18 protein-coding genes, 1 tRNA gene and 1 pseudogene are annotated in these 22,577 nt (G+C 69.9%); 13 read left to right on the top strand and 7 right to left on the bottom strand.

The features are described from left to right. Positions 1 to 37 precede the first annotated feature (37 nt). Positions 38 to 775 carry a Tellurium resistance gene (locus ACFYR3_RS12695; protein WP_355857034.1) on the top strand — a complete coding sequence of 246 codons (738 nt, stop codon included), beginning with the start codon at positions 38 to 40 and terminating at the stop codon, positions 773 to 775. A 46-nt stretch (positions 776 to 821) separates the two neighbouring features. Here the strand turns inward: ACFYR3_RS12695 and ACFYR3_RS12690 are convergent, their stop codons facing one another. After that, positions 822 to 1,730 carry a TerD family protein gene (locus ACFYR3_RS12690; protein ID WP_389282767.1) on the bottom strand — a complete coding sequence of 303 codons (909 nt, stop codon included), beginning with the start codon at positions 1,728 to 1,730 and terminating at the stop codon, positions 822 to 824. Positions 1,731 to 1,910: 180 nt separating this feature from the next. Between ACFYR3_RS12690 and ACFYR3_RS12685 the strand changes: the two genes are divergently transcribed. The 3 genes from ACFYR3_RS12685 to ACFYR3_RS12675 are packed head-to-tail and all read left to right on the top strand — an operon-like array spanning position 1,911 to position 6,453. Next, positions 1,911 to 3,080 carry an HpcH/HpaI aldolase/citrate lyase family protein gene (locus ACFYR3_RS12685; RefSeq protein ID WP_355857028.1) on the top strand — a complete coding sequence of 390 codons (1,170 nt, stop codon included), beginning with the start codon at positions 1,911 to 1,913 and terminating at the stop codon, positions 3,078 to 3,080. 44 nt (positions 3,081 to 3,124) lie between these two features. Continuing rightward, positions 3,125 to 5,626 carry a phosphoribosyltransferase gene (locus ACFYR3_RS12680; protein ID WP_355857025.1) on the top strand — a complete coding sequence of 834 codons (2,502 nt, stop codon included), beginning with the start codon at positions 3,125 to 3,127 and terminating at the stop codon, positions 5,624 to 5,626. Beyond that, positions 5,626 to 6,453, top strand: coding sequence for an HAD family hydrolase (locus ACFYR3_RS12675; protein ID WP_355857022.1), 828 nt, complete (start codon positions 5,626 to 5,628; stop codon positions 6,451 to 6,453). Before ACFYR3_RS12680 ends, ACFYR3_RS12675 begins: the two co-directional genes overlap by 1 nt. 381 nt (positions 6,454 to 6,834) lie before the next feature. On the opposite strand, the gene ACFYR3_RS12670 is transcribed toward ACFYR3_RS12675, so the two are convergent. Continuing rightward, complete coding sequence (locus ACFYR3_RS12670; RefSeq protein WP_355857019.1) at positions 6,835 to 7,062, bottom strand: zinc ribbon domain-containing protein; 228 nt, start codon at positions 7,060 to 7,062, stop codon at positions 6,835 to 6,837. A 320-nt stretch (positions 7,063 to 7,382) separates the two neighbouring features. Between ACFYR3_RS12670 and ACFYR3_RS12665 the strand changes: the two genes are divergently transcribed. The 3 genes from ACFYR3_RS12665 to ACFYR3_RS12655 all read left to right on the top strand — a co-directional run bounded on the left by ACFYR3_RS12665 (position 7,383) and on the right by ACFYR3_RS12655 (position 12,162). Next, positions 7,383 to 9,464 carry a transglycosylase domain-containing protein gene (locus tag ACFYR3_RS12665; RefSeq protein ID WP_389282764.1) on the top strand — a complete coding sequence of 694 codons (2,082 nt, stop codon included), beginning with the start codon at positions 7,383 to 7,385 and terminating at the stop codon, positions 9,462 to 9,464. A gap of 93 nt (positions 9,465 to 9,557) precedes the next feature. Beyond that, positions 9,558 to 10,856: a hypothetical protein gene (locus tag ACFYR3_RS12660; RefSeq protein ID WP_389282762.1), complete on the top strand. Its 1,299-nt coding sequence runs from the start codon at positions 9,558 to 9,560 to the stop codon at positions 10,854 to 10,856. A gap of 172 nt (positions 10,857 to 11,028) precedes the next feature. After that, positions 11,029 to 12,162, top strand: a complete 1,134-nt coding sequence (locus ACFYR3_RS12655; protein WP_355857016.1) for an amidase domain-containing protein — start codon at positions 11,029 to 11,031, stop codon at positions 12,160 to 12,162. Between the two features lie 252 nt (positions 12,163 to 12,414). Here ACFYR3_RS12655 and ACFYR3_RS12650 read toward each other — a convergent pair whose 3' ends face one another. Then, positions 12,415 to 13,857, bottom strand: coding sequence for a hypothetical protein (locus ACFYR3_RS12650; RefSeq protein WP_389282760.1), 1,443 nt, complete (start codon positions 13,855 to 13,857; stop codon positions 12,415 to 12,417). Between the two features lie 75 nt (positions 13,858 to 13,932). After that, the gene (locus ACFYR3_RS12645; protein WP_389282758.1) at positions 13,933 to 14,757 is read right to left on the bottom strand and encodes a DUF4097 family beta strand repeat-containing protein; all 825 of its coding nucleotides are present in this window, start codon (positions 14,755 to 14,757) and stop codon (positions 13,933 to 13,935) included. Positions 14,758 to 15,021: 264 nt separating this feature from the next. Between ACFYR3_RS12645 and ACFYR3_RS12640 the strand changes: the two genes are divergently transcribed. Next, positions 15,022 to 15,096 (top strand) — tRNA-Val (locus ACFYR3_RS12640). 883 nt (positions 15,097 to 15,979) lie between these two features. On the opposite strand, the gene ACFYR3_RS12635 is transcribed toward ACFYR3_RS12640, so the two are convergent. Together ACFYR3_RS12635 and ACFYR3_RS12630 are read right to left on the bottom strand one after the other, a co-directional pair. Then, positions 15,980 to 16,396, bottom strand: a complete 417-nt coding sequence (locus tag ACFYR3_RS12635; RefSeq protein WP_355857008.1) for a hypothetical protein — start codon at positions 16,394 to 16,396, stop codon at positions 15,980 to 15,982. A gap of 555 nt (positions 16,397 to 16,951) precedes the next feature. After that, positions 16,952 to 17,536 (bottom strand): TetR/AcrR family transcriptional regulator, encoded by a 585-nt coding sequence (locus tag ACFYR3_RS12630; protein WP_389282756.1) that lies wholly within the window; start codon positions 17,534 to 17,536, stop codon positions 16,952 to 16,954. A 103-nt stretch (positions 17,537 to 17,639) separates the two neighbouring features. Here ACFYR3_RS12630 and ACFYR3_RS12625 point away from each other — a divergent pair. Beyond that, positions 17,640 to 18,082 (top strand): annotated as a pseudogene (locus ACFYR3_RS12625) (4-oxalocrotonate tautomerase family protein). A 125-nt stretch (positions 18,083 to 18,207) separates the two neighbouring features. Further along, on the top strand, positions 18,208 to 18,879 hold the full coding sequence (locus tag ACFYR3_RS12620) for an enoyl-CoA hydratase-related protein (protein WP_389282754.1): 672 nt from the start codon (positions 18,208 to 18,210) through the stop codon (positions 18,877 to 18,879). Between the two features lie 485 nt (positions 18,880 to 19,364). On the opposite strand, the gene ACFYR3_RS12615 is transcribed toward ACFYR3_RS12620, so the two are convergent. Beyond that, on the bottom strand, positions 19,365 to 19,697 hold the full coding sequence (locus tag ACFYR3_RS12615; RefSeq protein ID WP_355856997.1) for a hypothetical protein: 333 nt from the start codon (positions 19,695 to 19,697) through the stop codon (positions 19,365 to 19,367). 246 nt (positions 19,698 to 19,943) lie between these two features. On the opposite strand from ACFYR3_RS12615, the gene ACFYR3_RS12610 reads away from it, so the two are divergent. The 3 genes from ACFYR3_RS12610 to ACFYR3_RS12600 are packed head-to-tail and all read left to right on the top strand — an operon-like array spanning position 19,944 to position 22,542. Beyond that, positions 19,944 to 20,408, top strand: a complete 465-nt coding sequence (locus ACFYR3_RS12610) for a MarR family transcriptional regulator (protein ID WP_355856994.1) — start codon at positions 19,944 to 19,946, stop codon at positions 20,406 to 20,408. Further along, on the top strand, positions 20,408 to 21,952 hold the full coding sequence (locus ACFYR3_RS12605) for an MFS transporter (RefSeq protein WP_389282994.1): 1,545 nt from the start codon (positions 20,408 to 20,410) through the stop codon (positions 21,950 to 21,952). The genes ACFYR3_RS12610 and ACFYR3_RS12605 overlap by 1 nt, the downstream gene beginning before the upstream one ends. 2 nt (positions 21,953 to 21,954) lie before the next feature. Continuing rightward, positions 21,955 to 22,542, top strand: coding sequence for a hydrolase (locus ACFYR3_RS12600; RefSeq protein ID WP_355856989.1), 588 nt, complete (start codon positions 21,955 to 21,957; stop codon positions 22,540 to 22,542). Positions 22,543 to 22,577: the final 35 nt, after the last annotated feature.

The following is a 22,577-nucleotide window of genomic DNA, read 5'->3' as shown; positions in this document are numbered from 1 at the left end:
GCCGCCCCGCCGCATACCGAGAAACGTGGGGGGCGGAATGGGCATCTGGCAGGACCTGTGGCGCGGGCGCTCGGCGGACTTCGACTCCGGCAGCGCGGCTTCCAACTCCATCGAAATGACCAAGCGCAACCACACGGTCTCGCTCACCAAACAGGGCGCGGCCACCGGCAACCTCCGCATCAACCTGTCCTGGCGGATGCGTACCTCCGACTTCGGCGGGCCGCAGCGCGGCAGCCTGCTGCGCCACCCCTTTCGCACCTTCAAGCCGGAAGTGGTCCAGGGGCACACCCAGAGCATGGTCAACGTCGACCTCGACCTCGGCGTCATGTACGAGCTGACGGACGGTACCAAGGGCGTCGTCCAGCCGCTCGGCAGCTTCCTCGGCGAACTCAACGCCCCGCCGTTCGTCAAGCTCAGCGGCGACGACCGCTTCGGTTCCGCCTCGGGCGAGACGGCCTACGTCAACCTCGACCACCGCGACGACATCAAACGGCTGCTGGTCTTCGTCTACATCTACGACCAGACTCCGGCCTTCGACCGTACGCACGCCGTCATCACGCTCTATCCGAGCAACGGCCCGCGCATCGAGATCGGCCTCGACGAACGCCATCCGCAGGCCCGCTCCTGCGCCGTCGTCATGATCGAGTTCAACAAGGGCGAGGTGACCGTCCGCCGCGAGGTGAGGTTCGTGTACGGCTTCCAGGCCGAACTGGACCGCCTCTACGGCTGGGGGCTCCAGTGGGGTCGCGGATACAAGTCGAAGGCCGACCGTTAGCGGGCGGCCGGGCTCGGCGACCGGCCGACGCTCATGCCTATCGGCCTCAGCGGCCGATGAACTGCGGCCCCTGCGGCGGCAGCCTGAAGTCCGGGTCCGGCCCCGCACCCACCGCCTGCGGGAAGCCGTACGCGGGCTGTGTGGCCGGCGCGACCTGGGGCTGCGGATAGCCGTAGGCGGACGGGTCCGCCTGCTGGCCGACCGGCTGGGGGTAGCCGTACGCCGGTCCGGTCGCGGCCGCGGCGGGCTGCGGATAGCCGTACCCGGGCTGCCGCGGGACCGGGGCCGGCTGCGGCTGAACCGGGGCGGAGTGCTCCGGCGGCAGCGGCAGCGAGGTCTCGGGAGCCGTGGCGGGCGCGGCCCAGGCAGTCGGTTCCGGCGCGGACCCGGCCGCGGGCGTCGCGGCGGCCTCGGACTCGTCCACCGAGATCCCGAAGTCGGTCGCGAGCCCCACCAGACCGTTCGAGTAGCCCTCGCCGAGCGCCCGGAACTTCCATCCCTCGCCGCGCCGGTACAGCTCGCCGCAGATCAGTGCGGTCTCCGCACCGGTCTCCGGCTTGATGTCGAAGTACGCCAGCGGTTCACCGTCCGCGAGGGCCGCGTCGTACAGCAGAATGCGCAGATCACGTACGCGATCGAAGGTGACGTCATCCGCCGATGCGACCAGGAGAATCTGTCCGACACCGGGCTCGACACCCGTCAGATCCGTCTGGATGGTGTCGGTGAGGCCCTCGGCGCCCCGCTTCTTGCCGAGCCGCCACACCTTGCCCGACGGATGGCGGGGCTGGTTGTAGAAGACGAAGTCCTCGTCGGATCGCACACGACTGTCGGGGCCGAGGAGCAGCGCCGAGGCATCGACATCGGGGACACCCTGACCGGGCGTCCAGCGCAGGACGGCGCGCACCGCTGTGGCGTCCAGCGGGACGTTCGACCCTTTCAGCATCGCGTGCGTCATGCGGTCATCCTGCCCTGTCGGTCCTGGTCACGACAATGTGGGGTCGTCGCGGAACCGGTCGGTGTTGGACATGGCGGAGTTACCTGAACTTCATGCCCGGTGGGAATCTGTGACATGGATCCGTACGTACTATTACCGGCCACATCACATTTGGCCATCTAGCCGCCGCGGGGGAGTCCCATGCGTCATTTCGGTCACGTCACCCCGGAAGAGCGGCAACGTCTCTTCCACCAGGAGCCCGGCGTCTTCACGTCCGACTCTCCGGCCAGAGTCCTGGCAGCGGCCCTCGGGGCGACGCTGTACAGCCCGGCGACCCGGCCGACCCTGGCCGACGACATCGTCAAGCAGACTACGCGCGGCGTGGTCTCGATGGTGCTGTGTCTGGAGGACTCGATCGACGACTCCGAGGTCGTGGGCGCCGAGGAGAACCTGGTCCGCCAGTTCACCGACCTCGCGGCCCGCCCGGACGCCGGTGAGCCGCCGCTGCTGTTCATCCGGGTCCGTTCCCCCGAGCAGATCCCCGACCTCGTGCGGCGCCTCGGCCCGGCCGTCCGGCTGCTGTCCGGATTCGTGATGCCGAAGTTCACCGAGGAACGCGGCACCCCCTTCCTGGAGGCCCTCGCCACCGCCGAGACGGCGAGCGGCAGGCGGCTCTTCGCCATGCCCGTCCTGGAGTCGCCGGAGCTGCTCTACCGCGAATCGCGTGTGGAGACCCTGGAGGGCATCTCCCGCGCCGTCGACAAGTACCGCGACCGGGTGCTCGCGCTGCGCCTCGGCGTGACGGACTTCTGCTCCTCGTACGCGCTGCGCCGGGCCCCCGACATGACGGCGTACGACGTCCAGGTGGTCGCCTCGGTGATCGCCGACGTGGTCAACATGCTGGGGCGGGCCGACGGCACCGGCTTCACCGTCACCGGGCCGGTGTGGGAGTACTTCCGCGTCCAGGAACGCATGTTCAAGCCGCAGCTGCGCCGCAGCCCCTTCCTGGAGGGCCAGGCGGAGGAACTGCGCGAGACGCTGATCGAGCACGCCATGGACGGGCTGCTGCGCGAGATCACCCTCGACCAGGCCAACGGCCTGATGGGCAAGACCTGCATCCACCCCTCGCACGTGCTGCCCGTGCACGCACTGTCCGTGGTCAGCCACGAGGAATTCAGTGACGCCCAGGACATCCTCAGGCCCGAGCGCGGCGGCGGGGGTGTACTGAGATCGGCATACACGAACAAAATGAACGAGGTGAAGCCGCATCGCGCCTGGGCCGAGCGCACCCTGCTGCGCGCCGAGGTCTTCGGGGTCGCCCACGAGGACATCGGCTTCGTCGAGCTGCTCACCGCCGGACTCCCGGCGTGAGCCGGCCCGGCCGAGCGAAGCGCAACCCCGACAGCAAGGAACCGATGAACACCCCAGCGCACGACCCGAACCACTCCGACGACGCGTACGGCCCGGACGACGCTGACGACGGCGTGTGGACCGGGACCTGGGTCGCCGAGCGGCTCGGCGTCGAGCTCGTCGGCGACGAAGGGCTGAACGGCCTGCTGGGGCTCGCGCTGCGGCGCAACCCCAAGCGCGCCCACCTGCTCGTCTCGAACGTCCTGGGCAAGCACGTGCCGCAGTCGCCGGCCGTCGTCCACGAGTACGGCGTCGCGCTCGGGCGGCGGGTGCGTGAGCTGCTGGGCACCGAGGACGCCCGCGCGGCCGTGGTCCTCGGATACGCCGAGACGGCCACCGGGCTCGGCCACTCGGTCGCGGACGGGGTGGGCGTCGCGCCCTACCTCCACTCCACCCGCCGCCCGGTCCGCGGGGTCCGGCCGGCGGGCGGCTTCGAGGAGTCCCACTCGCACGCCACCTCGCATCTCCTCCTGCCCGAGGACCCGGGTCTGCTGGCGGGCTCCGGCCCGCTGGTCCTCGTCGACGACGAGTTCTCCACCGGCAACACCGTCCTCAACACCATCCGCGACCTGCACCGGCGCTACCCGCGCGAGCGGTACGTCGTCGTGGCGCTGGTCGACATGCGGTCGGAGGCCGACCACCTGCGCTTCGAGAAGTTCGCCGGGGACATCGGCGCCCGCGTGGACCTGGTCGCGGCCGCGTCGGGCACGGTGCGCCTGCCCGAGGACGTCCTGGCGAAGGGGACGGCCCTGGTCGCCCGGTACGAACCGGCGGCGCCCGACAGCCCCGCCCCCGCCTCCGAGGGTGCGGGCCGGGCCGTCCGCGTCGAGCTCGGCTGGCCGCACGGCCTCCCCGACGGCGGACGGCACGGATTCACGCCCGGACACCGAATACGCCTGGACGGTGCCCTGCCCGCCATGGCGGCACGGCTCGCCGCCGCCCTGCCCGAGGGCGCGCGCCGCGTCCTGGTGCTCGGCTTCGAGGAGCTGATGTACGCGCCGCTCCGACTGGCCCACGAGCTGGAGAAGCTGGTTCCCGCCGAGGTGCGTTTCTCCACCACGACCCGGTCCCCGGTGCTCGCCCTCGACGATCCCGGCTACGCCATCCGCAGCCGTATCGCCTTCCCGGCCCACGACAACCCGGACGACGGTCCCGGTGAGCGCTACGCCTACAACGTCGCGGGCGCCGGCTTCGACGCCGTCGTGGCGGTCGTCGACTCCACCGCCGACACACCCGAACTGCATGCGCCCGACGGCCTGTTGGACCGGCTGGCGGCGCACACCCCGGGTGTCCTGCTCGCCGTCGTCCCGTCGTACGTCCCCGCACGGCCGTCCATCGAAAGGCCCTTCATGCTGCCCGAGCCCCTCCGCGGCCCCGCCTTCTCCTCGTACGCCCCCGACGAGGTCGGCTGGCTGCTGCAGGACCTGTCGGACGTGACGCTGGAGGCGCCGACCGAGGAGCGCGAGGAGGCGATCCAGAGCGGCGGCGCCCACTACGCCGAGTCGCTGCCGGTCGAGTACCAGCCGAGCGCCGAGTACCAGGAGCTCTTCCGCGCGGCCCTCGCCACCTCGGCCGCCCGGATCGCCGAGGCCGTCGGCGCCGTCACCGAACTCGTCCTGGCCGACCGCTCGCCGCGTCCCGTCCTGGTGTCCCTGGCCCGGGCCGGCACCCCGGTCGGCGTCCTGATGCGGCGCTGGGCCCAGCACCAGCACGGTCTGGACCTGCCGCACTACGCCGTCTCCATCGTCCGTGGCCGCGGCATCGACGCCAACGCGCTGCGCTGGCTCGCCGCCCACCACGACCCGGCCGACGTCGTCTTCGTCGACGGGTGGACCGGCAAGGGCGCCATCACCCGCGAACTCACGGACGCCATCGAGGAGTTCGAGGAAGCCGAGGGCATCACCGGCTTCGACCCGGAGATAGCGGTGCTCGCCGACCCGGGCTCGTGTGTGCGCACGTACGGTACCCGCGAGGACTTCCTCATCCCTTCCGCCTGCCTCAACTCCACTGTCTCCGGGCTGATTTCGCGCACGGTCCTGCGCTCCGACCTGGTCGGCGAACACGACTTCCACGGCGCGAAGTTCTACCGCGAGCTCGCCGGCTCCGATGTCTCCGTCGAGTTCCTGGACGCCGTCGAAGCGCACTTCCCCGCTGTCGCCGAATCGGCCCGCGACCGGGCGAAGGAACTCCTCGCCGCCGACCGCACCCCCACCTGGGAGGGCTGGGCGGCCGTCGAGCGGATCAGCGAGGAGTACGGGATCCACGACGTGAACCTCGTCAAGCCGGGCGTCGGCGAGACCACCCGGGTGCTGCTGCGCCGGGTCCCCTGGAAGATCCTCGCGCGCGCCGGAGCGGGCGCCGACCTCGACCACGTCAGGCTGCTCGCCGGGCAGCGCGGGGTACCCGTCGAGGAGGTCGAGGAACTCCCGTACACCTGCGTGGGGTTGATCCACCCGAAGTACACGCGTGGCGCGACCGGTGCCGACGGCAAGGCGGTGACGCTCTGATGTCCGCGCCCAAGGTGCTCGTCGCCAGCGACCTCGACCGTACGCTCATCTACTCCTCGGCCGCGCTCGCGCTGACCATGCCGGACGCACGCGCGCCCCGGCTGCTCTGCGTCGAGGTGCACGAGAACAAGCCGCTGTCCTACATGACGGAGACGGCCGCGGGCCTGCTGACCGAACTCGGCGACCTCGCGCACTTCGTGCCCACCACGACCCGCACCCGCAAGCAGTACCAGCGCATCAACCTGCCCGGCCCGGCCCCGAAGTACGCGATCTGCGCCAACGGCGGGCATCTTCTCGTCGACGGGGTCTCCGACCTCGACTGGCACACGGTCGTGAAGGAGCGGCTGGCCTCCGAGTGCGCGCCGCTCGACGAGGTGCGCGAGCACCTGGCGGCCGCCGCGGACCCGCACTGGATGCGCAAACACCGGGTCGCCGAGGACCTGTTCGTCTATCTGGTGGTGGAGCGGGAACTGCTCCCGGAGCAGTGGGTGAAGGACCTGGCCGTGTGGGCGGAGAACCGCGGCTGGACGGTCTCGTTGCAGGGCCGCAAGATCTACGCCGTGCCGAAGCCGCTCACCAAGAGCGCGGCCGTGCGCGAGGTCGCCCGCCGTACCGGAGCCGTCCTCACCCTCGCCGCCGGGGACTCGCTGCTCGACGCCGACCTGCTGCTCGCCGCCGACCGCGGCTGGCGTCCGGGCCACGGCGAACTCGACGAGGCCGACTGGACGGCACCGGCGATCACCGCGCTGCCGGAGCGGGGTGTCGCGGCGGGGGAGCGGATCCTGCGCGAGTTCGTGGGCGCCTGCGCCGGCTGGGGACCCGCCTGAGGGACACGCGCAACTCGGTTCCGGTCCCGTAGCGGTGGGTGTGTCCGGGGGCGTTCCGCCCCTGGCGCGCCCGGCCCGGGACCGGTCCGAGCCGTGTCCCGAACGCGCCTTCGACCCTGTCGTGCCGGGGCGTGTGGGTGCTCGGCCCGCGGCGTGCCGGCTTCCCGGACCGGGTGGGCGGTATGCCGAACTCGGTTCCGCCCCGGTCGTGTTGAGCGGCTATGGGCCGCTCCGGCCGTGATGCGCCCGACTCGGGACAGCCTGAGGGATATGTGGAACTTGGTCCCGGCTGCGGCCTGTTGGGCGGCCGGGGCCGTTCCGCCGCGACACGCCGGAGCGGATTCGGGTGTGACTGAAGAGTTGGTAAGAAATCCCCCGGAATCAGCCGCAGCAGCCGCCGCCGCAGCACCCGCCTCCGCCGCCACTCGAACGCGGTGCGGGCGTAGGCGCGGACGCCGAACCACCCCTGGCGACAGCGACCGTCGACAGCAGTTTGACGGTGTCGTCGTGCCCGGCCGGACAGGCCGCGGGAGCGGCGGATTCGGCCATGGGGCGGCTCAGTTCAAAGGTGTCGCCGCAGGTCCGGCAGCGGTACTCGTAGCGAGGCATGCGCACAGGTTAGCCGGAACGTGCCGCCGTCCGTAGGGCTCCGGGGCCTTCGTCGGGCGTGGCGGATCGAGCTTCCCGGGGCGCGAGTGAGGGCTGGTCGAAGGGGTGAACCGGTGAACTCCGGTGCCCCTTGAGCTTTTTTGTCTCGTTGCCGATCGAAGGGATCGCATTGGTCGCTGATAATTTAATAGGGCCGCGACGAGCCGCAAGGTCGGGGAGGGGGGCTCGCAGCCGCGAAAGCGGCCGCTGCAACTACCCGCGCGCGCAATTCCGAAGTGCGGAGGGAGACGCAGTCGTGACCAGGACATGGCATCGCAACGATGCTCCGAATCCCCTGTCTTTGGGCCGTCCGGGCGCAGGAGCGCGCCGTGGCTAGCCCAACCGGATCGCAGCGCGGTCGCGGCAGCCGCCGCAAGCCCTCGCAGCCCACCCCGCTGTCCGGACTCGCCGCACGCCTCGTGCCGCTCGCCCGTCGCCTCAGACCCGCCTACCCGCGCCCCGGGCGGGCCGGTTGGCGACGCTGGCTGCCCTCCTGGCGGCAGTGGCTCGGCGGCATCGCGCTGTCCATCGGCCTGAGCGGCTCGCTGCTCGTCATCGCTTACGCCGCAACGGACATACCCCAGAACCTGAACACATATGCCACCCAGCAGGACAATGTCTACTTCTGGTCGGACGGCACACCGATGGCCCGTACCGGCTGGGTGCGTCGCCAGGCCATGCCCCTGAAGGACATACCCGAGGACGTGCGCTCGGCGGTCCTCGCGGCGGAGAACGAGAGCTTCTACACCGACCCCGGAATCTCCGCCAAGGGCCTGGCCCGCGCCCTGGTGCGCACGGTCGGCCAGGGAGACACCCAGGGCGGCTCCACCATCACCCAGCAGTACGTCAAGAACGTCTACTTGACCCAGAACCGTTCGGTGACCCGCAAGTTCACCGAGGCCATGATCGCCCTCAAGCTCGACAACAAGATGAGCAAGGACAAGATCCTCGAGGGCTATCTCAACACCAGCTGGTTCGGGCGCGGCACCTATGGCCTCCAGCGGGCCTCGCAGGCCTACTACGGCAAGGACGTGAGCCGCCTCAACGCCAGCGAGGGGGCCTTCCTCGCCGCACTCCTCAAGGGCGCGGGCCTCTACGACCCCACCTTGAGCAAGGCCAACCACCAGCGGGCCGTGGAGCGTTGGTCCTGGATCCTCGACCGCATGGTCGAGTACGGCAAACTGTCGCAGGCCGAGCGGGACACGTACACGAAGTTCCCCGAGCCGATCAAGCAGACCGGGAGCTACGACACCGGAAAGCAGAGCGACTACCTGGTCGAACTGGCGACCCAGTACGCCAAGAAGGCCGGGCACATCTCGGACCGGGACTTCGACCTCGGCGGCTACCAGATCTACACGACCTTCGACCGCAAGCGGGAGACCGCGCTCACCGACGTCGTGGCCAAGGCCCGCAAGCAGGCGAAGAAGGACCACCCGGACGACGCGAAGAGCGCTCACTACGGTGCCGCCTCGATCGCCACCGACGGACGGGTCCTCGCCGTCTACGGCGGTCCCGACCACCGTGAACAGGGCTACAACGAGTCCAACGCCACGACCGTTCCGGCCGGTTCGGCCTTCCTGCCGTTCGTCTACGCCGCCGCCCTGGAGAACGGCGTCCGCAAGACCCGCGAAGGCGCTGCCACACCGGTCACCCCCAACTCCCTCTACAACGGCGACGACGGCGTCCCGGTCAGCACGCCCGAGGGCCCCTACTGGGACCGCGGCGGCAAGAAGGTCGCCGCCCACAACGAGGGTAAGAGGAACTACGGCCAGATCACGCTGCGTTCGGCGCTCGCCGCGAACGTGAACACCCCGTTCATGCAGCTCGGCATGGACGCCGGTCTGGACAAGGTGCGCGGGACCGCCGAGGCGTCGGGTCTGCTGTCCTCCAGCATCGGACCGCAGGTGCCCGGTCTGTCCCTCGGCACCTCCACGCCCAGCGCGATCCGCATGGCCAGTTCGTACGCCACCTTCGCCGCAGGCGGAACGCACTTCGAGCCGTACTCCGTGCGCCGCATCACCCGCAACGGTGCCCACGTCCGACTGGACATGCCCGCACCCCATCGCGCCATGCGCGCGGAGGTGGCCCGCCAGGTCACCGAGGCGCTCTCGGACTCCTTCCGCACCGGTCACCCCGGCGCGGCCCCCCTCGCGGCGCAGGTGGCCGGCAAACGGGGCGCCACTCTGGACGACAAGGCGGCCTGGTACGTGGGCTCGAACCGTTCCGTGTCGACGGCGGTGGTCCTGTACCGCATCGACCTGACCAAGAGCCTCGAACCGCTTCCGCTCAAGGGGATCGCCGGTGCACCCGTCGCCGACGTGCCGTACGGCATCTGGTCCGGTGCCATGAGCCCGCTTCGCTGACCCCGTCGGCCGACCGTCCGGCTCGGCCCCCGCCGACGGCCACCCGATGGCCGCGCCACGCTCCTTCCAGCCCCCTCGCAGAATGTGCCCCGTATGAACTCGAAGCACAGCCGGCGCCGTCGCCGTGAGCCCGATCCCGGTTCTGCCGCCGCCTCCGCACGCCAGGGCTTCGCGGCCATGACGGCCTTCCTCGTCGTCACGTCCTTGACCGCCACCTACCTCGCCCTGAACGAGGACCACACCACACCGGCCGCGTCCGCCCGCGCGCACGGTTCCGACGCGTCCAAGGTGAAGAAGGAACCGGTGTGGGACGGGAAGACCCATGTGCTGGGCGACGGCTCCACGTCCTACACCGGCCCGCAGAAGGGCGAGTTGAAGGCCGTACCGCTCAAGCCCGGTGAGAAGCCGCCCCAGTTCGTCGTCTTCTCCTGGGACGGCGCCCTCCAGGGCGACGACCAGCTCTTCTCGCACTACCGGGAGCTGGCCCAGCAGTACAACGCCCACATGACGTTCTTCCTGACCGGCATCTACCTGCTGCCCAAGGACAAGAAGACGCTCTACGAACCGCCTATGCACTCGCCGGGCTCGGCGGCCATCAGCTACGCCACCGACGAGCACCTGCGCGCCACGCTGGAGGAACTCGGCAAGGCGTGGAAGCAGGGCAACGAGATCGGCACCCACTTCAACGGCCACTTCTGCGGCGACAAGGGCGGCGGGGACTGGAGCGTGACGGAGTGGGAGAGCGAGATCAACCAGTTCTTCTCCTTCGTCGAGAAGTGGAAGACCAACACCGGCTACACCGACCTTGCGCCCCTGCCCTTCGACCCGGCCCGTGCCATCAGCGGCGGGCGCGCGCCCTGCCTCGAAGGCCAGAAGAACCTGCTCAAGGCCATGAAGGCCACGGCCAAGAAGTACAACTGGCGCTACGACGCCAGCTCCGCGGGCGACTTCCAGATATGGCCCAAGAAGAAGGAGGGCGTATGGGACTTCCCGCTCCAGATGCTCCCCTACGAGAACGGCAAGTACCAAGGCCTGTCCATGGACTTCAACTTCCTCTACAACCAGTCCGACGGTGAGACCGAGGGAGACCCGGCCAAGTACCCGGAGTGGGAACAGGAGACCGTCAAGTCCTACGACGCCGGTTTCAACCGCGTCTACTACGGCAGCCGGGCACCGCTGTTCATCGGCAACCACTTCGAGGACTGGAACGGCGGCATCTACATGAAAGCCATCGACCAGGTCATCAAGAACGTGTGCACGAAGAAGGGCGTTCGCTGTGTGTCCTTCCAAGAGCTGACCAACTGGCTCGACGTGCAGAAGCCAGAGACCCTGGAACGCCTGCGCAGCCTGGACCCCGCCCAGTCGCCGGACTGGTCGACCGTGGTGAAGTAGGCCTCGCCATGGGGCCGGTGGCCCAGCGGCAACGCCTTGAGATTCAACTTACCTCCGACATAAGGGACTTGGTTGTAGCCGACGCGAACTCCCCCCGGATTCAGCACAGTTGAGTGGGACATGTAAAGATTCCCTTCCCTGGAGTCCGACCGGGGATCAAGGAGAATCATCAGTGATAGCGAAGAATCTGAGCCGCAGTTGCTCGACCGTGGGGGCGATCACCCTCTCCGCCCTCCTGCTGCCCCTGTCCGCCGCCCACGCGGCGGCCCCCGCTCCCCGGGTGACCGCGTCGACGGCCGACGCCTTCGGCCGCGTGGCCGACGCCGTGTTCACCGACCGCACGGCCGCCCTGCTGGACCGGGCCCCGACGGCCCGTACGGCTCTGAAGGCGACCACGGCGGGCATAAGGGTGTCCGACACCCTCGCGCACACCGAGAACACCGCGGTCTCCTCGCTGCACGGCACCCGGTCCCGCCTCGCGGCCCTCGGCGAGGCCTACAGCGCCGCCGACACCCGGGTCGCCGTGAACAGAACCCGGGTGACGGGACAGCGGGCCACCGCCTGGGTCACCGAGACCACTACTCTCACCTACCAAAGGATCCGCGGCGACGAGCCCGCCACCACGGGCTTTCGCGCACACCACGTACTGACCTTCGCCGCCCAGTCGGACGGCACCTGGAAGCTGACGGGCGAGCGCTCGACGGACAAGGGTCCCCGGCAGGTCAACGAACCCGTCACGACGACGCCCCGCAGGACCACGATGGCCGCTGTCGACGCCCCCCGGGCAGCGACCACGTACCCCGCGCCCGCCAACGCCAAGACGCTCACCGGCGGCCCGTACGACTACGCGGCCATGGCGACGTACGCCGAGACGTACTGGAAGAACTACAACCCCGCCTACCGCAGCTTCAACTCCGTCGGCGGCGACTGCACCAACTACGTCAGCCAGTCCCTGAAGGCGGGCGGCTGGGCGCCGGTCACCAGCTCCGACGAGGACTACGGCACCTGGAACTACAGCGCGACCACACAGACCGACACCTGGGTCGGCGTCAACGAGTTGTCCTGGTTCACCCAGACCGCCCGGCGCTCCACGCCCCTGGCGAACGTCTACCAGATGGACGTCGGTGACGTGATGCAGATGGACTTCGACAAGGACGGGTCCAAGGACCACTCCATGATCACGTCGTACCGGAGCAGCGGCGGGGTGCCGTACCTGACCTACCACGACACCGACACCTATCGCCGGTCGGTGTCGAGCCTCCTCGCGTCGTACCCGAACTCGGCGTACTACGCGTACCGCACCTGATCAGTGCCCCGGCACGGCCCTGTGACGCGACGAACGGGTGCGTCGCGGGGCCGTGCCGGGGTCCGCGACGGCCGCTAGGGCATACCTGCCGCCCGCCGCTAGGGCATGCCTGCCGCCCGCCGCTAGGACATACCTGCCGCCTGCCGCCTGCCGCCTGCCGCCTGCCGCCTGCCGCCTGCCGCTAGGGCATACCTGCCGCTTGCCGCGGGGACGCAGCCTTCCTCGCCCGGGGGCTGGGCTTCCCCGCCCTTCTCAGACGCCGCCGCGCTCCTCGCGGATCTGCGCGACCACCCGCGCCACCGTCTGGCGCACCGCCTCCGTCTCGGTCAGGAAGTGCCAGTAGTCGGGGTGCCGGCCCTCCAGCGTGGCGACGGCCCGGTCGAGCCGGGCGACGGAGTCGTCGAGCGGACCGGCCTGCCGGGGGTCGGGGGTGGTGCGGCCGGCCATGGCCAGCCGCTGCGCGTCCCGGATCGCGAACCGGGTGCGGTCGATCTCCTGCTGGGGATCCTTCTGCACGGCGTTCAGCCGCCGCAGCCGGTCACCGGCCGCCGACACGGCCTCGTCGGTGCTGTTCAGCAGCGCGCGCACGGTCGCCAGCAGCGACGCCGCGTCCGGCCAGCGCTGCGCCTCGCGCGCGGTCCGCGCCTCCTTCAGCTTCGCCTCGGCCTGCCGTACGTTCTCCGCGGCCTGCTCCGGCACATGCTGGAGGTCCTGCCAGCACTCCGCCGTGAACCGCCGCCGCAGCTCGCTCAGCACGGGCTCCACCTGCCCCGAGCGGGTCGTCAGCGCCTGCGCGCGGGTCCGCAGCGAAACGAGCCGGTGGTCGATCTCGGCGGCTCGCTCCGGCAGCCGCTCCGCCTCCGAGCGGACCGCCGCGGCCTCCCGCGACACCCGCTCGGCACGCTCCAGCGTCTCCGGCACGCCGTGCTGCCCGGCGCCCCGATTGAGCTTGGTCAGCTCGGGTCCGAGAGCGGCGAGCCGGGCGGCGAGATCGTCGGCCTTCAGCCCCGACTGCCGTACGGAATCGAGGGCGTTCGAGGCGGCGAGCAGCGCCTGCCGGGCGCGCTCGACGGCCGGGGCCAGCCGGGCGAGCTGGGTCTCGGCCTTGCCGAGCAGCGGCCCGAGACTCTGCTCGAACCGGTCCAGGTCGGCCTTCACACGGCCCAGTTCGTCCTTCGCGGCGACGAGTTCGCCGCGGGCCCGCGCCGCGACCGACGCCTCCAGCTCGTCCCGGTCCAGATCATGGGCGTCGACGGCGGTGATGTACTTCTGGCTGGCCTCGTCGATCCGCCGCCCCAGCGCCTCGAAGTCGGAGACCACGCGCCGGGCGGCCGGGGAGTCGTCCACGGCCGTGATGGTCTCGATCGAGATCCGCAGGTCGCGCTGGGCGGTGTCGAGTTCGTAGAACGCCGCCGCGGCGGCGTCCTTGGCGGCCTGCGCCTCGGCCCGCTGGCCCTCGGACCGCCCGCCGAACCAGCGCCGCGTGCCGCCTCCCGCGAAGGCCGCGGGCAGCACGAGGGCGGCGAACAAGGGCAGGGCGACGAGCGTGAGCACGTCACGGCCGGCGGACGGACGAGGACGACGCACCGGCCGCTCCGGTCGCTTCGGCGATGGGCCCCGCCGGGCGGCAAGAGGGTGTGCAGGCCGCGCGGCTCCCGCGAACGGCGAATACGGCTGCGAAGGTGTCGCCGTCACATCCCTCTCCCGTGCTGTCATCCGCCTTGCCCGGCTGTCATTCTCCCACCGGTTGAAGACGAACACACGGGCCGGTCAGTTCGCTGTTCGTACCGTGATCTTTCCGTCGCCGGTGTGCGCGGAGACCCGGTGGGAGCTGGAGTCGTCGCGGGGCACGTCCACCTGGACCGAGCCGTCACCGCTTCCGGCCGTCACCCGGTAGGTGGCCCGGGGCAGCACGATCGAGACGGAGCCGTCGCCGCTGCGGGAGTCCACCAGGTCCGGCACGGAGCCGAGTTCGAGGCGTACCGAGCCGTCCTCGGTACGGGCGCGCACGCTGCGGGCGTCCACGCCGACCGCCCGGATCGAGCCGTCGCCGCTGCGCAGATCCAGCGCGCCCGAGGAGTCGCTGACCCGCACCGAACCGTCCGCCGTACGGATGCTCAGCGCTTCCTCGAAGCCCTGCGCGCTCACACTTCCGTCTCCGTCCTCGACCTTGACGGCCACCCCGCGCGGCACCACGATCCGGTGCCGGGCGGAGCAGTCGGCGACGACTCCCGAGCACTTCATCCGCAGCACCAGCCGGTCGCCGTCCTCCATCGCCCAGGTGACCCTGGGGTCCCCGCCGAGCGTGACATGCCCCTGGAACCACCGGGTGACCTGGACCTCGCCGGCCTTCGCGGAGTCCGACACCACCAGATCGAGCGCGGAGTCGTCCGAGTCGACGGTCAGGGTCCGCCCGTGCAGCCCGAAGGACCGCTGCTCGGGATGCTTGTCGTCCCCGGCCGCCGCACCGCACGCGGTTGCGCCCACGACGACCGCGAGCACGACACCGCTGACGGCGGCGGCACGGGTGCGGGTGGCGCGTACGGCGCTGTGGGTGCGGTTCCGGGTGGCGCTGCTGGTACGCGTGCGGGTCATGGCTGATCTCCCCCTGAGACGGTCTGCGAGACGCTTCGACCTTCGACCGGAGCCGGTCCGCGAAGCCTCTCCGACGGTAGCCACCCACGGAGCCCGGTACGATCCGGCCCGCTCCCGGATATGGGGTGGGGAAAACCCCCGGGGCAGCGCCGGCCAGGCCTCGCCCCGCCCTCCGCCTCGCCCCGCTCTCCGCCGAGCCACTCACTCGCCGGATACGGGTTTGCGGGGCACACCCCCGGGCAATGTAGGCTGTCGACTCGTCCTGGGCGCGTAGCTCAGCGGTAGAGCGCCGCCCTTACAAGGCGGATGTCGGCGGTTCGAAACCGTCCGCGCCCACCAGGCCAAAGACCCCCAGCCGATCATGGCTGAGGGTCTTTGACATCGCTGGGAGCTCTGCCTGGCCGGACTTGCTCCGACGATCACCCGCAAGGACACCACGGCCGGCTGGGCGAAAGCATGCACGTCGAACGGATGATCCTTCGGCCACCGGCAGCTTCGCCGGCAATGCCGCGGCCACCGCCAGCTGTCCCGCCGGGGAAACGCTCACGGGTGGCGGAGCCAACGTGACATCCGGTAACGCCTACACCCAGAACTACAAGCTCGTCTCCAGCTTCCCGAATGGCAACCAGCAGTGATGGGCCTACGCCACCAACATGGACCCCAACACCCCAGGCAAGCTCAGGGCGTACGCCATCTGCGCCAAGGTCGCCAACGTGGACGTGGTCACCGCCCCGTAAGTGAGCGCACCCAATTGCCGCTCGGGCCCGTCAACGTCAGCGTTGGCGGGCTTCATCGGAGCCATACAGGGATCACGGCGACGCCGAATCAGGCAGACAGGAGCGAGCCCTCGAGGCCGTGCCGCTCGTGCCAGAACGGGCGGGGACTCACGGGTAATCAGGGTTCGAGGCGGGCACACGACGGGACTCCGCTCAGGGCAGGTAATCCCAGGTCATGCCCGAGATCGCCCAACCTCGCTCCTAAAGCGGTTCTCACAGGTTCGAATCCTGCCGGCGGCACCAACGCGACGGCCCCGGACCGACCTTGGTCCGGGGCAAAACGTATTGCCGCCCGTGATCCACAATGGGCGCCGACAGCCCAGGGTCCTGAGGGCACACGTGCGCGCGGAGTGTCCGATCGTGCAGGCACGAGCGGGGAACACCGGGGAACTTCGAATCGCCAGTGGCGGCAGCGTCGGGTTTGCCACCGGGTTCGCAGGTCGGTCCTACTCGCCAGTCTTGCTGAACACGGCCTTGACCAGACTGGCGTCTCCGGTGTAAACCCTCATGCGCTGCACGTTCCCGTCGGCAAGCGTGAGATCGAATCCGGCAGTGCCCATGAAGAGGTGCTTGTCCGCGGGGGCGATAGTGGTGGTGGCAAGCGGGATCGTCAGCGCATCCTTGCCGACCCTGGCTTCCCATATGGCGTCCGCGGAGTTCGACAGGCGCAACTCGCCCCACTGCGCCTTGACCCTGCTGTCCGGCATGACGAACAGTGCACGTGCCCGGAGTTCAACGCCCTGTTGGAAGTCGGCCACGTCCTTCGCCGAGCTGACCGGGGTCCTACGGATGGCGGCCACCCAGCGGAAGAACGGAGGCGTACTGCCAAAGGATGATCTAGAGGAGATTGTCACGGGCTGCATGCTCGCACTCCACATACCTGCTCTACAAGGTGCGTCAGACCGCCCCTGTCGAAGCGACCACACACACGACAGCCGTCCGGGGACTCACTGACCAGACTCCCTTGCCTGTGGGCCGCCTCGGGTTCGTCGCATCGAGTTCTGTGATCCGGACGACAATCCCGCCCATGGTGATAAGCCCAGGTGGCAGCTGCGTGGTGCTGTGCATCCAACGGCTTGACGCCTGGAGGTGGGTGCCGGACAAGACGCGGAGGCCGCATACGACCTTTCCGGCCTTGGCCAGCCGCTCGCCTCGCCTCTTGATGACCCGGTCTCCGGCCAGACCTCCTAGCAGCCCACCGAGTGGATCTCCCAACAGCCCAGCATCGCTCCCCCTTCCAGGCGGTTGTAACGGATCAGAAGCGCCGTGCCCCAGTTGTGCTCGATCGAGCGGGAAACCACGGCGAACCGCGGGCGCTCCCGGGCAGCAGGCAGCGCAACGGCCGCTGACCGATTTACCTGGTCAGGGGCCGTTACGTGTTCGCTCTGCGTCATGGCGCTTTCCAGGGATCGTGACTTTCAGCTGTCGATCGCTTGGCGGACGAGTGCGTGGAGCTGCTCGGCTACGTGGTCGAGGGGCTGGGCGCTTCGTTTGGCGCGGCACATCACGATGGAGCCCTCGACCGACGCGACAACGAGGGCGGCGAGCTGTGGCGCCTGCTCAGGGTCCGCGCCATGCTCGCGCAAGGAGTTGGCGAGGAGAGTTTCCCAGCCGTCGAAGGCCTCGGCCGCCGCGGCGAGAGTGGCGGGGACCTCATCGACCTGGGGCTCCTCGATGGACACCGCGAGCACCGGGCAGCCCGCCCGAAAGTCGCTTGCGACGACGATGTCGCGCCACAGGGCGAGGAACGCCTGTAGTCCGGCGACGGGGCCGGCCTGGAGTTCCTTGCGCAGCATGCGGGCGACCGTCTCGCCGGCGTAGCGGACGGCTTCGGTGGCCAGTTGCTCCTTGCCGTCGGGGAAGTAGTGATACGTGGACCCGAGCGGAGCCTTGGCGTGCTTGGCCAGCTCACGCACGCTGGTGGCGTTCAGCCCACGTCTGCTGATCATGTCTGCCGCACCGGCGACGATCCGGTCGCGAGCCTGCGGGCTGGGCTTGGTCATCCACATCCCCCTCTGGATATAACGACCGTCATAGTCTAGCGTGCACCTTCGATATAACGACTGTCATAAACCTTGTGATGGTCGATGCCGAGGAGGACCCGCCATGCCGATGATCCAGCTCACCGCTCCCCGCGGATCCCTCACGCCCGAAGGCCGTGAAAGCGTTCAGGGCGCCCTGGCCGGCGTACTGCTGCGGTGGGAGGGTGCGCCGGACACGCCGTTCTTCAGGGCTCAGGAGTGGAGCTATCTGAACGAGCTGCCCGAGGGCGCGCAGACCACCGCCGAGGACGACGCTCCGCGCTTCCTCGTGAACGTGACCGTGCCGCAGGGTGCTCTCTCCGGGCGTCGCAAATCCGGGATGGTCACCGAGGTCACCTCTGTGGTCCTCGAGGCCGCCGGGCTGTCCGAAGCGGACGCCCTGCGGGTATGGGTGCTCATCCACGAGCAGGCCGACGGCACCTGGGGGGGGCCGGGGGATCCGTCATCCGCTTCGCCGACCTGGTCGCTCTCGCCCAGGACGCAAAGTCACCGAAGGCCGATGCTTGAGCTGACGCATGTCGGCCGGCACACAGCTGAGGGCGCGCTACGCCACCGGCCCGGAATCGGTACGGCGCCATCTCCGAGACCTGCACCTCAACCAACCCCCGCTCGCCCACTTTGAAGGAGCCGCCATGCCCACGCTCGACCGTCAGGACAACGTCTTCGTCCTCGATCTCGGAGACGGAGAGAACCGCTTCCACCCCGACTGGATCGCCTCTGCCAACGCCGCGCTGGACGAAGTGGACAAGGCGGAAGGCCCCCGGGCACTGGTGACGGCGGCCACGGGGAAGTTCTACTCCAACGGCCTGGACCTGGACTGGCTGTTCACCCACGCTGACCAGCACGACACCTACGTCGTCTCCGTCCACGAACTCTTCGCGCGGGTGCTGTCCCTGCCGGTCATCACCGTGGCCGCCCTGCAAGGACATACCTTCGCGGCCGGCGCCATGTTCTCCCTGGCACACGACTTCCGCGTGATGCGCGCCGACCGCGGCTTCTGGTGCCTGCCCGAAGCCGACATCAACATCCCCTTCACCCGGGGCATGTCCGCCCTCATCCAGTCCCGGCTCACACCGCAGACCGCACACGAGGCCATGCTCACCGCCCGCCGCTACCCGGGCACCGACGCGCTGGCCTCCGGCGTCGTCGACGCCGCCGTGGCCGAGGACGCCGTCCGCTCCACCGCCATCGAGATCGCCCAGAGGCAGGCCACCAAGGCTGGCGACACCCTCGGCACCATCAAGGCCCGTATGTACGCCCAGGCCCTGACCACCCTCCGGGACACCGCCAAGCCGCTCGGCTAGGGCTCTCCCAGGCACTCATCTGCTCGAGCGTGCCGAAGACGCGCCCCAGAAGCCTTAGAAGCTGAGGGGTACACCGCGACACCCCCGCTCGGGCCGTCCCCGGGCCGTGCGAGGGTGCTCAACAGCGACCAACGCTGACAACCACTGACAGCTAAGTCGCAGGTCGCAGCGTTGGTCGATTACACGGCCGCAGGTCAAAGAACCGGGGCGTGACTTCTTCGGCTTCTGGTCAGAGCCGAACCCGCTGTTCACGGCTCTTCCTGAAGCTCGCGCTACTCAGGCGGTGCTGCTCTGAGCTACCTGTCATGTGCGTAGTGAACACCAGGCCGGACGGTAAGGCAGAGCCGGTCAACTGCCCAGTGAACCCGTGCGCTCGGGCCTCACGGCAGTGCTGAGCAGTCCCCCCCCCGGGGGATCACCTACTCGGAGCGCTGGGGATCACCGGGCCAGGCCCGGGCCATCCTTCAGCTCGACGCGCGCGCCCCCTATAACGGCGTGTCACGCGTGTGCTTCAGCCGCATCCGGGCGTCGACCTTGTCCGGAGGAGCGACGTCCGACCAGAAGCGGTGGCCCGAGACGAACACGGTGAGTTCGCGCTCGCGTTGGCGGAGCTTCTCGACCTCTGCCTGTTCGTCGGCGGTCCAGCCGGGGGAGGCGGGGCGCTCCACCTTGCGCCAGCCGCCGGTGTCACTGAAGCCGTCCAGTGGCTCCACCGACCAGGGGAGCCGCTTCAGCAGGGCCAGTAGCTCGGCCCGGACCTGATGCAGCTCCTCCTGACCGGCGAGGAGGTCACTCGGAAAGTCATAGGTCGCAGCCACGCGGCAATGCTACGCCTGTTCGATTTTGTGATGCGAGTTCCTTCCGGGACTTCACGCGAACGGGTGTTCCGAACAGGTGTTCCGATGGCGTGTGACCTGGGGGAATGCTTCGCCGGCCGGGGTGTGCGCCGTGGTGAACCCGGGCCGGTCGGGCCGGTCGCGACTCGGTGCGCCCGGAGGGGTTGTCCAGGCAAAACTGAACAGTCTCAACTGGACAGTTTGGGCTGGGCGATTTACGGTGACGGTATGGATCACAGTGGCGTTCGGCCGGGCGACGCGGGCGTCTCGGATTCCGCGGCGCGTGCCGCGCAGGATCTGCGGGTCGCGTTCAGCCTGCTCCGGCGGCGGATCCGCGAGGTCTCCGAGAAGCAGGACCTCACGCCCTCCCAGATCTCCGCGCTCACCCTGGTGAGCAAGAGCGGGGCCGCCACAGCGAGTGCGCTGGCGGCGACCGAGGGAGTGCGCCCGCAGTCGATGGCCGCCACGCTCGCGGCCCTCGACCAGTACGGACTCATTCAGCGCAATCCGGACCCCGGGGACGGTCGGCGTCAGCTGGTCACGCTCACGGACGCCGGGCGTGAGCGCGTCGAAGGCACCCGGCAGGCCCGTTCGGAGTGGCTCGCCCGAGCCTTCCAGGACCGGTGTACCGAGGACGAGCGGCAGACGGTCATCGAGGCGATGGCCCTGCTGGAACGGCTCACCCGGCCGTGATACCCGCACTCCGGGACTGGCTCCAGCTCCGCCTCACCCCCGCGCGTCACCGCCCGCCCGACCGTTTCGACCGCCGACTGATCGCCCCTATGGTGCTCGGTTCCGTGCTGAACCCGGTCAACTCCTCCATGATCGCGGTGGCGTTGGTGCCGATCGGCAGAGCGCTCGGGGCGTCGCCGGCGGAGACCGCGTGGCTGGTCTCCGGGCTCTATCTCGCCACCGCCGTGGGGCAGCCCGTCATCGGACGGCTCGTCGATCTGTACGGCCCCCGCCGCCTCTACCTCGTCGGTACGGCCATGGTGGGCATCGCCGGCCTTCTCGGCGCCCTCTCCCCGAACCTCGGTGCGCTGGTCGCCGCCCGGGTACTGCTCGGATTCGGCACCTCGGCCGCGTACCCCGCCGCTATGCACCTCACCCGCAGTGAGGCCGAACGCACCGGGCAGGGCAGCCCGGCCGGAGTGCTGACCGCGCTCGCCGTCTCCGCCCAGACCGTCGCCGTGGTCGGGCCCACTCTGGGCGGCCTGCTCATCGGCTTGGGCGGCTGGCGCACCATCTTCCTCGTCAACGTGCCACTGTCGCTGGCCTGTCTGATCCTCGGAGCGTTGCGGCTGCCGAAGATGCGGCCGTCAGAGGTACGGCCGTCCAAGGTACGGCTGTCGAAGGTTCCGGCGCCGACTCCGCACCCGAACGCGAGCGCCCCGGACCGCACGTACGCCCCGAAGCCCACGACTGCGCGGGACGAGCCCCACCAGCCCCCCGAGCCCCGCGTACCCGCCGCGCGTGGGGTCGACCTCATCGGCATGGTCCTCTTCGCCGCCCTGCTCGTCTCACTGATGCTGTTCCTGATGAAGCCGCGGGCCGCCGACTGGTATCTGCCGGTGCTCGCGCTCGTCGCCGGAGGCGCCTTCGCGCGGCGGGAACTCCGGGTCCCGGAGCCGTTCATCGACCTGCGGGTGCTCGGCGGCAACGGACCCATGCTGGCCACCTTCCTGCGCCAGTTCCTCAGCTACACCACCGCGTACGCCTTCCTCTACGGGTTCACACAGTGGATGGAGGAGGGGTACGGGCTGCACGCGGCCGGCGCCGGGCTCGTTCTGCTGCCGCTGTCGCTGAGTGGACTTGTCGTCTCCGGCGTCACGGGGCGGCGGGAGGCCGTCCGCGGCAAGCTGGTGGTCGGGAGTCTCGTCCAGATCGCCGGGTGCGCGGCGCTGCTGACCATGAACTCCGCCAGCGCGATCTGGCTGCTGGCCGGCGTAGGCGTCCTCATGGGTGTTCCGCAGGGTCTCAATGGCCTGGCCAACCAGAACGCCCTGTACCGGCAGGCCGACCCCGCCCGGATGGGCTCCGCGGCCGGACTGCTGCGCACCTTCACCTACCTCGGTGCGATGGCCGCCTCCGCCGCCGACGCCGCCTTCTTCACGCACGGCGCCGACACCGGCGGCCTGCACCATCTGGCCCTCTTCATGCTCGCCGGGGCAGTGCTGCTCCTGGCGGTGACCCTCATCGACCGATCCCTGCGCGATCTCATCCCCCGAAAGGCCTGACCATGGCAGTCACCACGCTCGACCCCCGCACCGCGCTCGTCCTCATCGACCTCCAGCACGGCATCGTCGGCAACCCGGGCCTCGCCCCGCACGCCGCCGCCGACGTCGTGGAGCGATCCGTCCGGCTCGCGGACGCCTTCCGCGGCCACGACCTCCCGGTCGTCATCGTCCGGGTCACTGCCGCCGCCGACGGCGCGGACGCCGTACCCGGCCGCATCGACGGCCCGAGCCGCGGCCGCTCGTTCCCGGAGGGCTGGGACGTCATCGTCGAGGAACTGGCCGGGCACCCCGGGGACATCAACGTGACCAAGCGGAACTGGGGCGCTTTCTACGGCACCGACCTCGACCTGCAGCTGCGCCGTCGCGGGATCACCCAGATCGTGCTGGCCGGCATCGCCACCAGCATCGGTGTGGAGTCCTCCGCCCGCGCCGCCCACGAACACGGCTACCACGTCACCCTCGCCACCGACGCCATGTCCGACCTCGACCCCGAGACGCACCGCAACAGCGTCGAGCGGATCTTCCCCCGCCTCGGAGAGAGCGGGACGACCGAGGAGATCGTCGAGCTGCTCGACAAGACCCGGGCCTGAGCGGCCAACTCCGCTGGGCCGCAGCTACCTTGGGG

The organism is Streptomyces sp. NPDC005784, assembly GCF_042871525.1.
Lineage (GTDB): Bacteria > Actinomycetota > Actinomycetes > Streptomycetales > Streptomycetaceae > Streptomyces.
The sequence above is the reverse complement of the archived record's forward strand: the minus strand, read 5'-3'. Positions and strand labels throughout refer to the sequence as shown.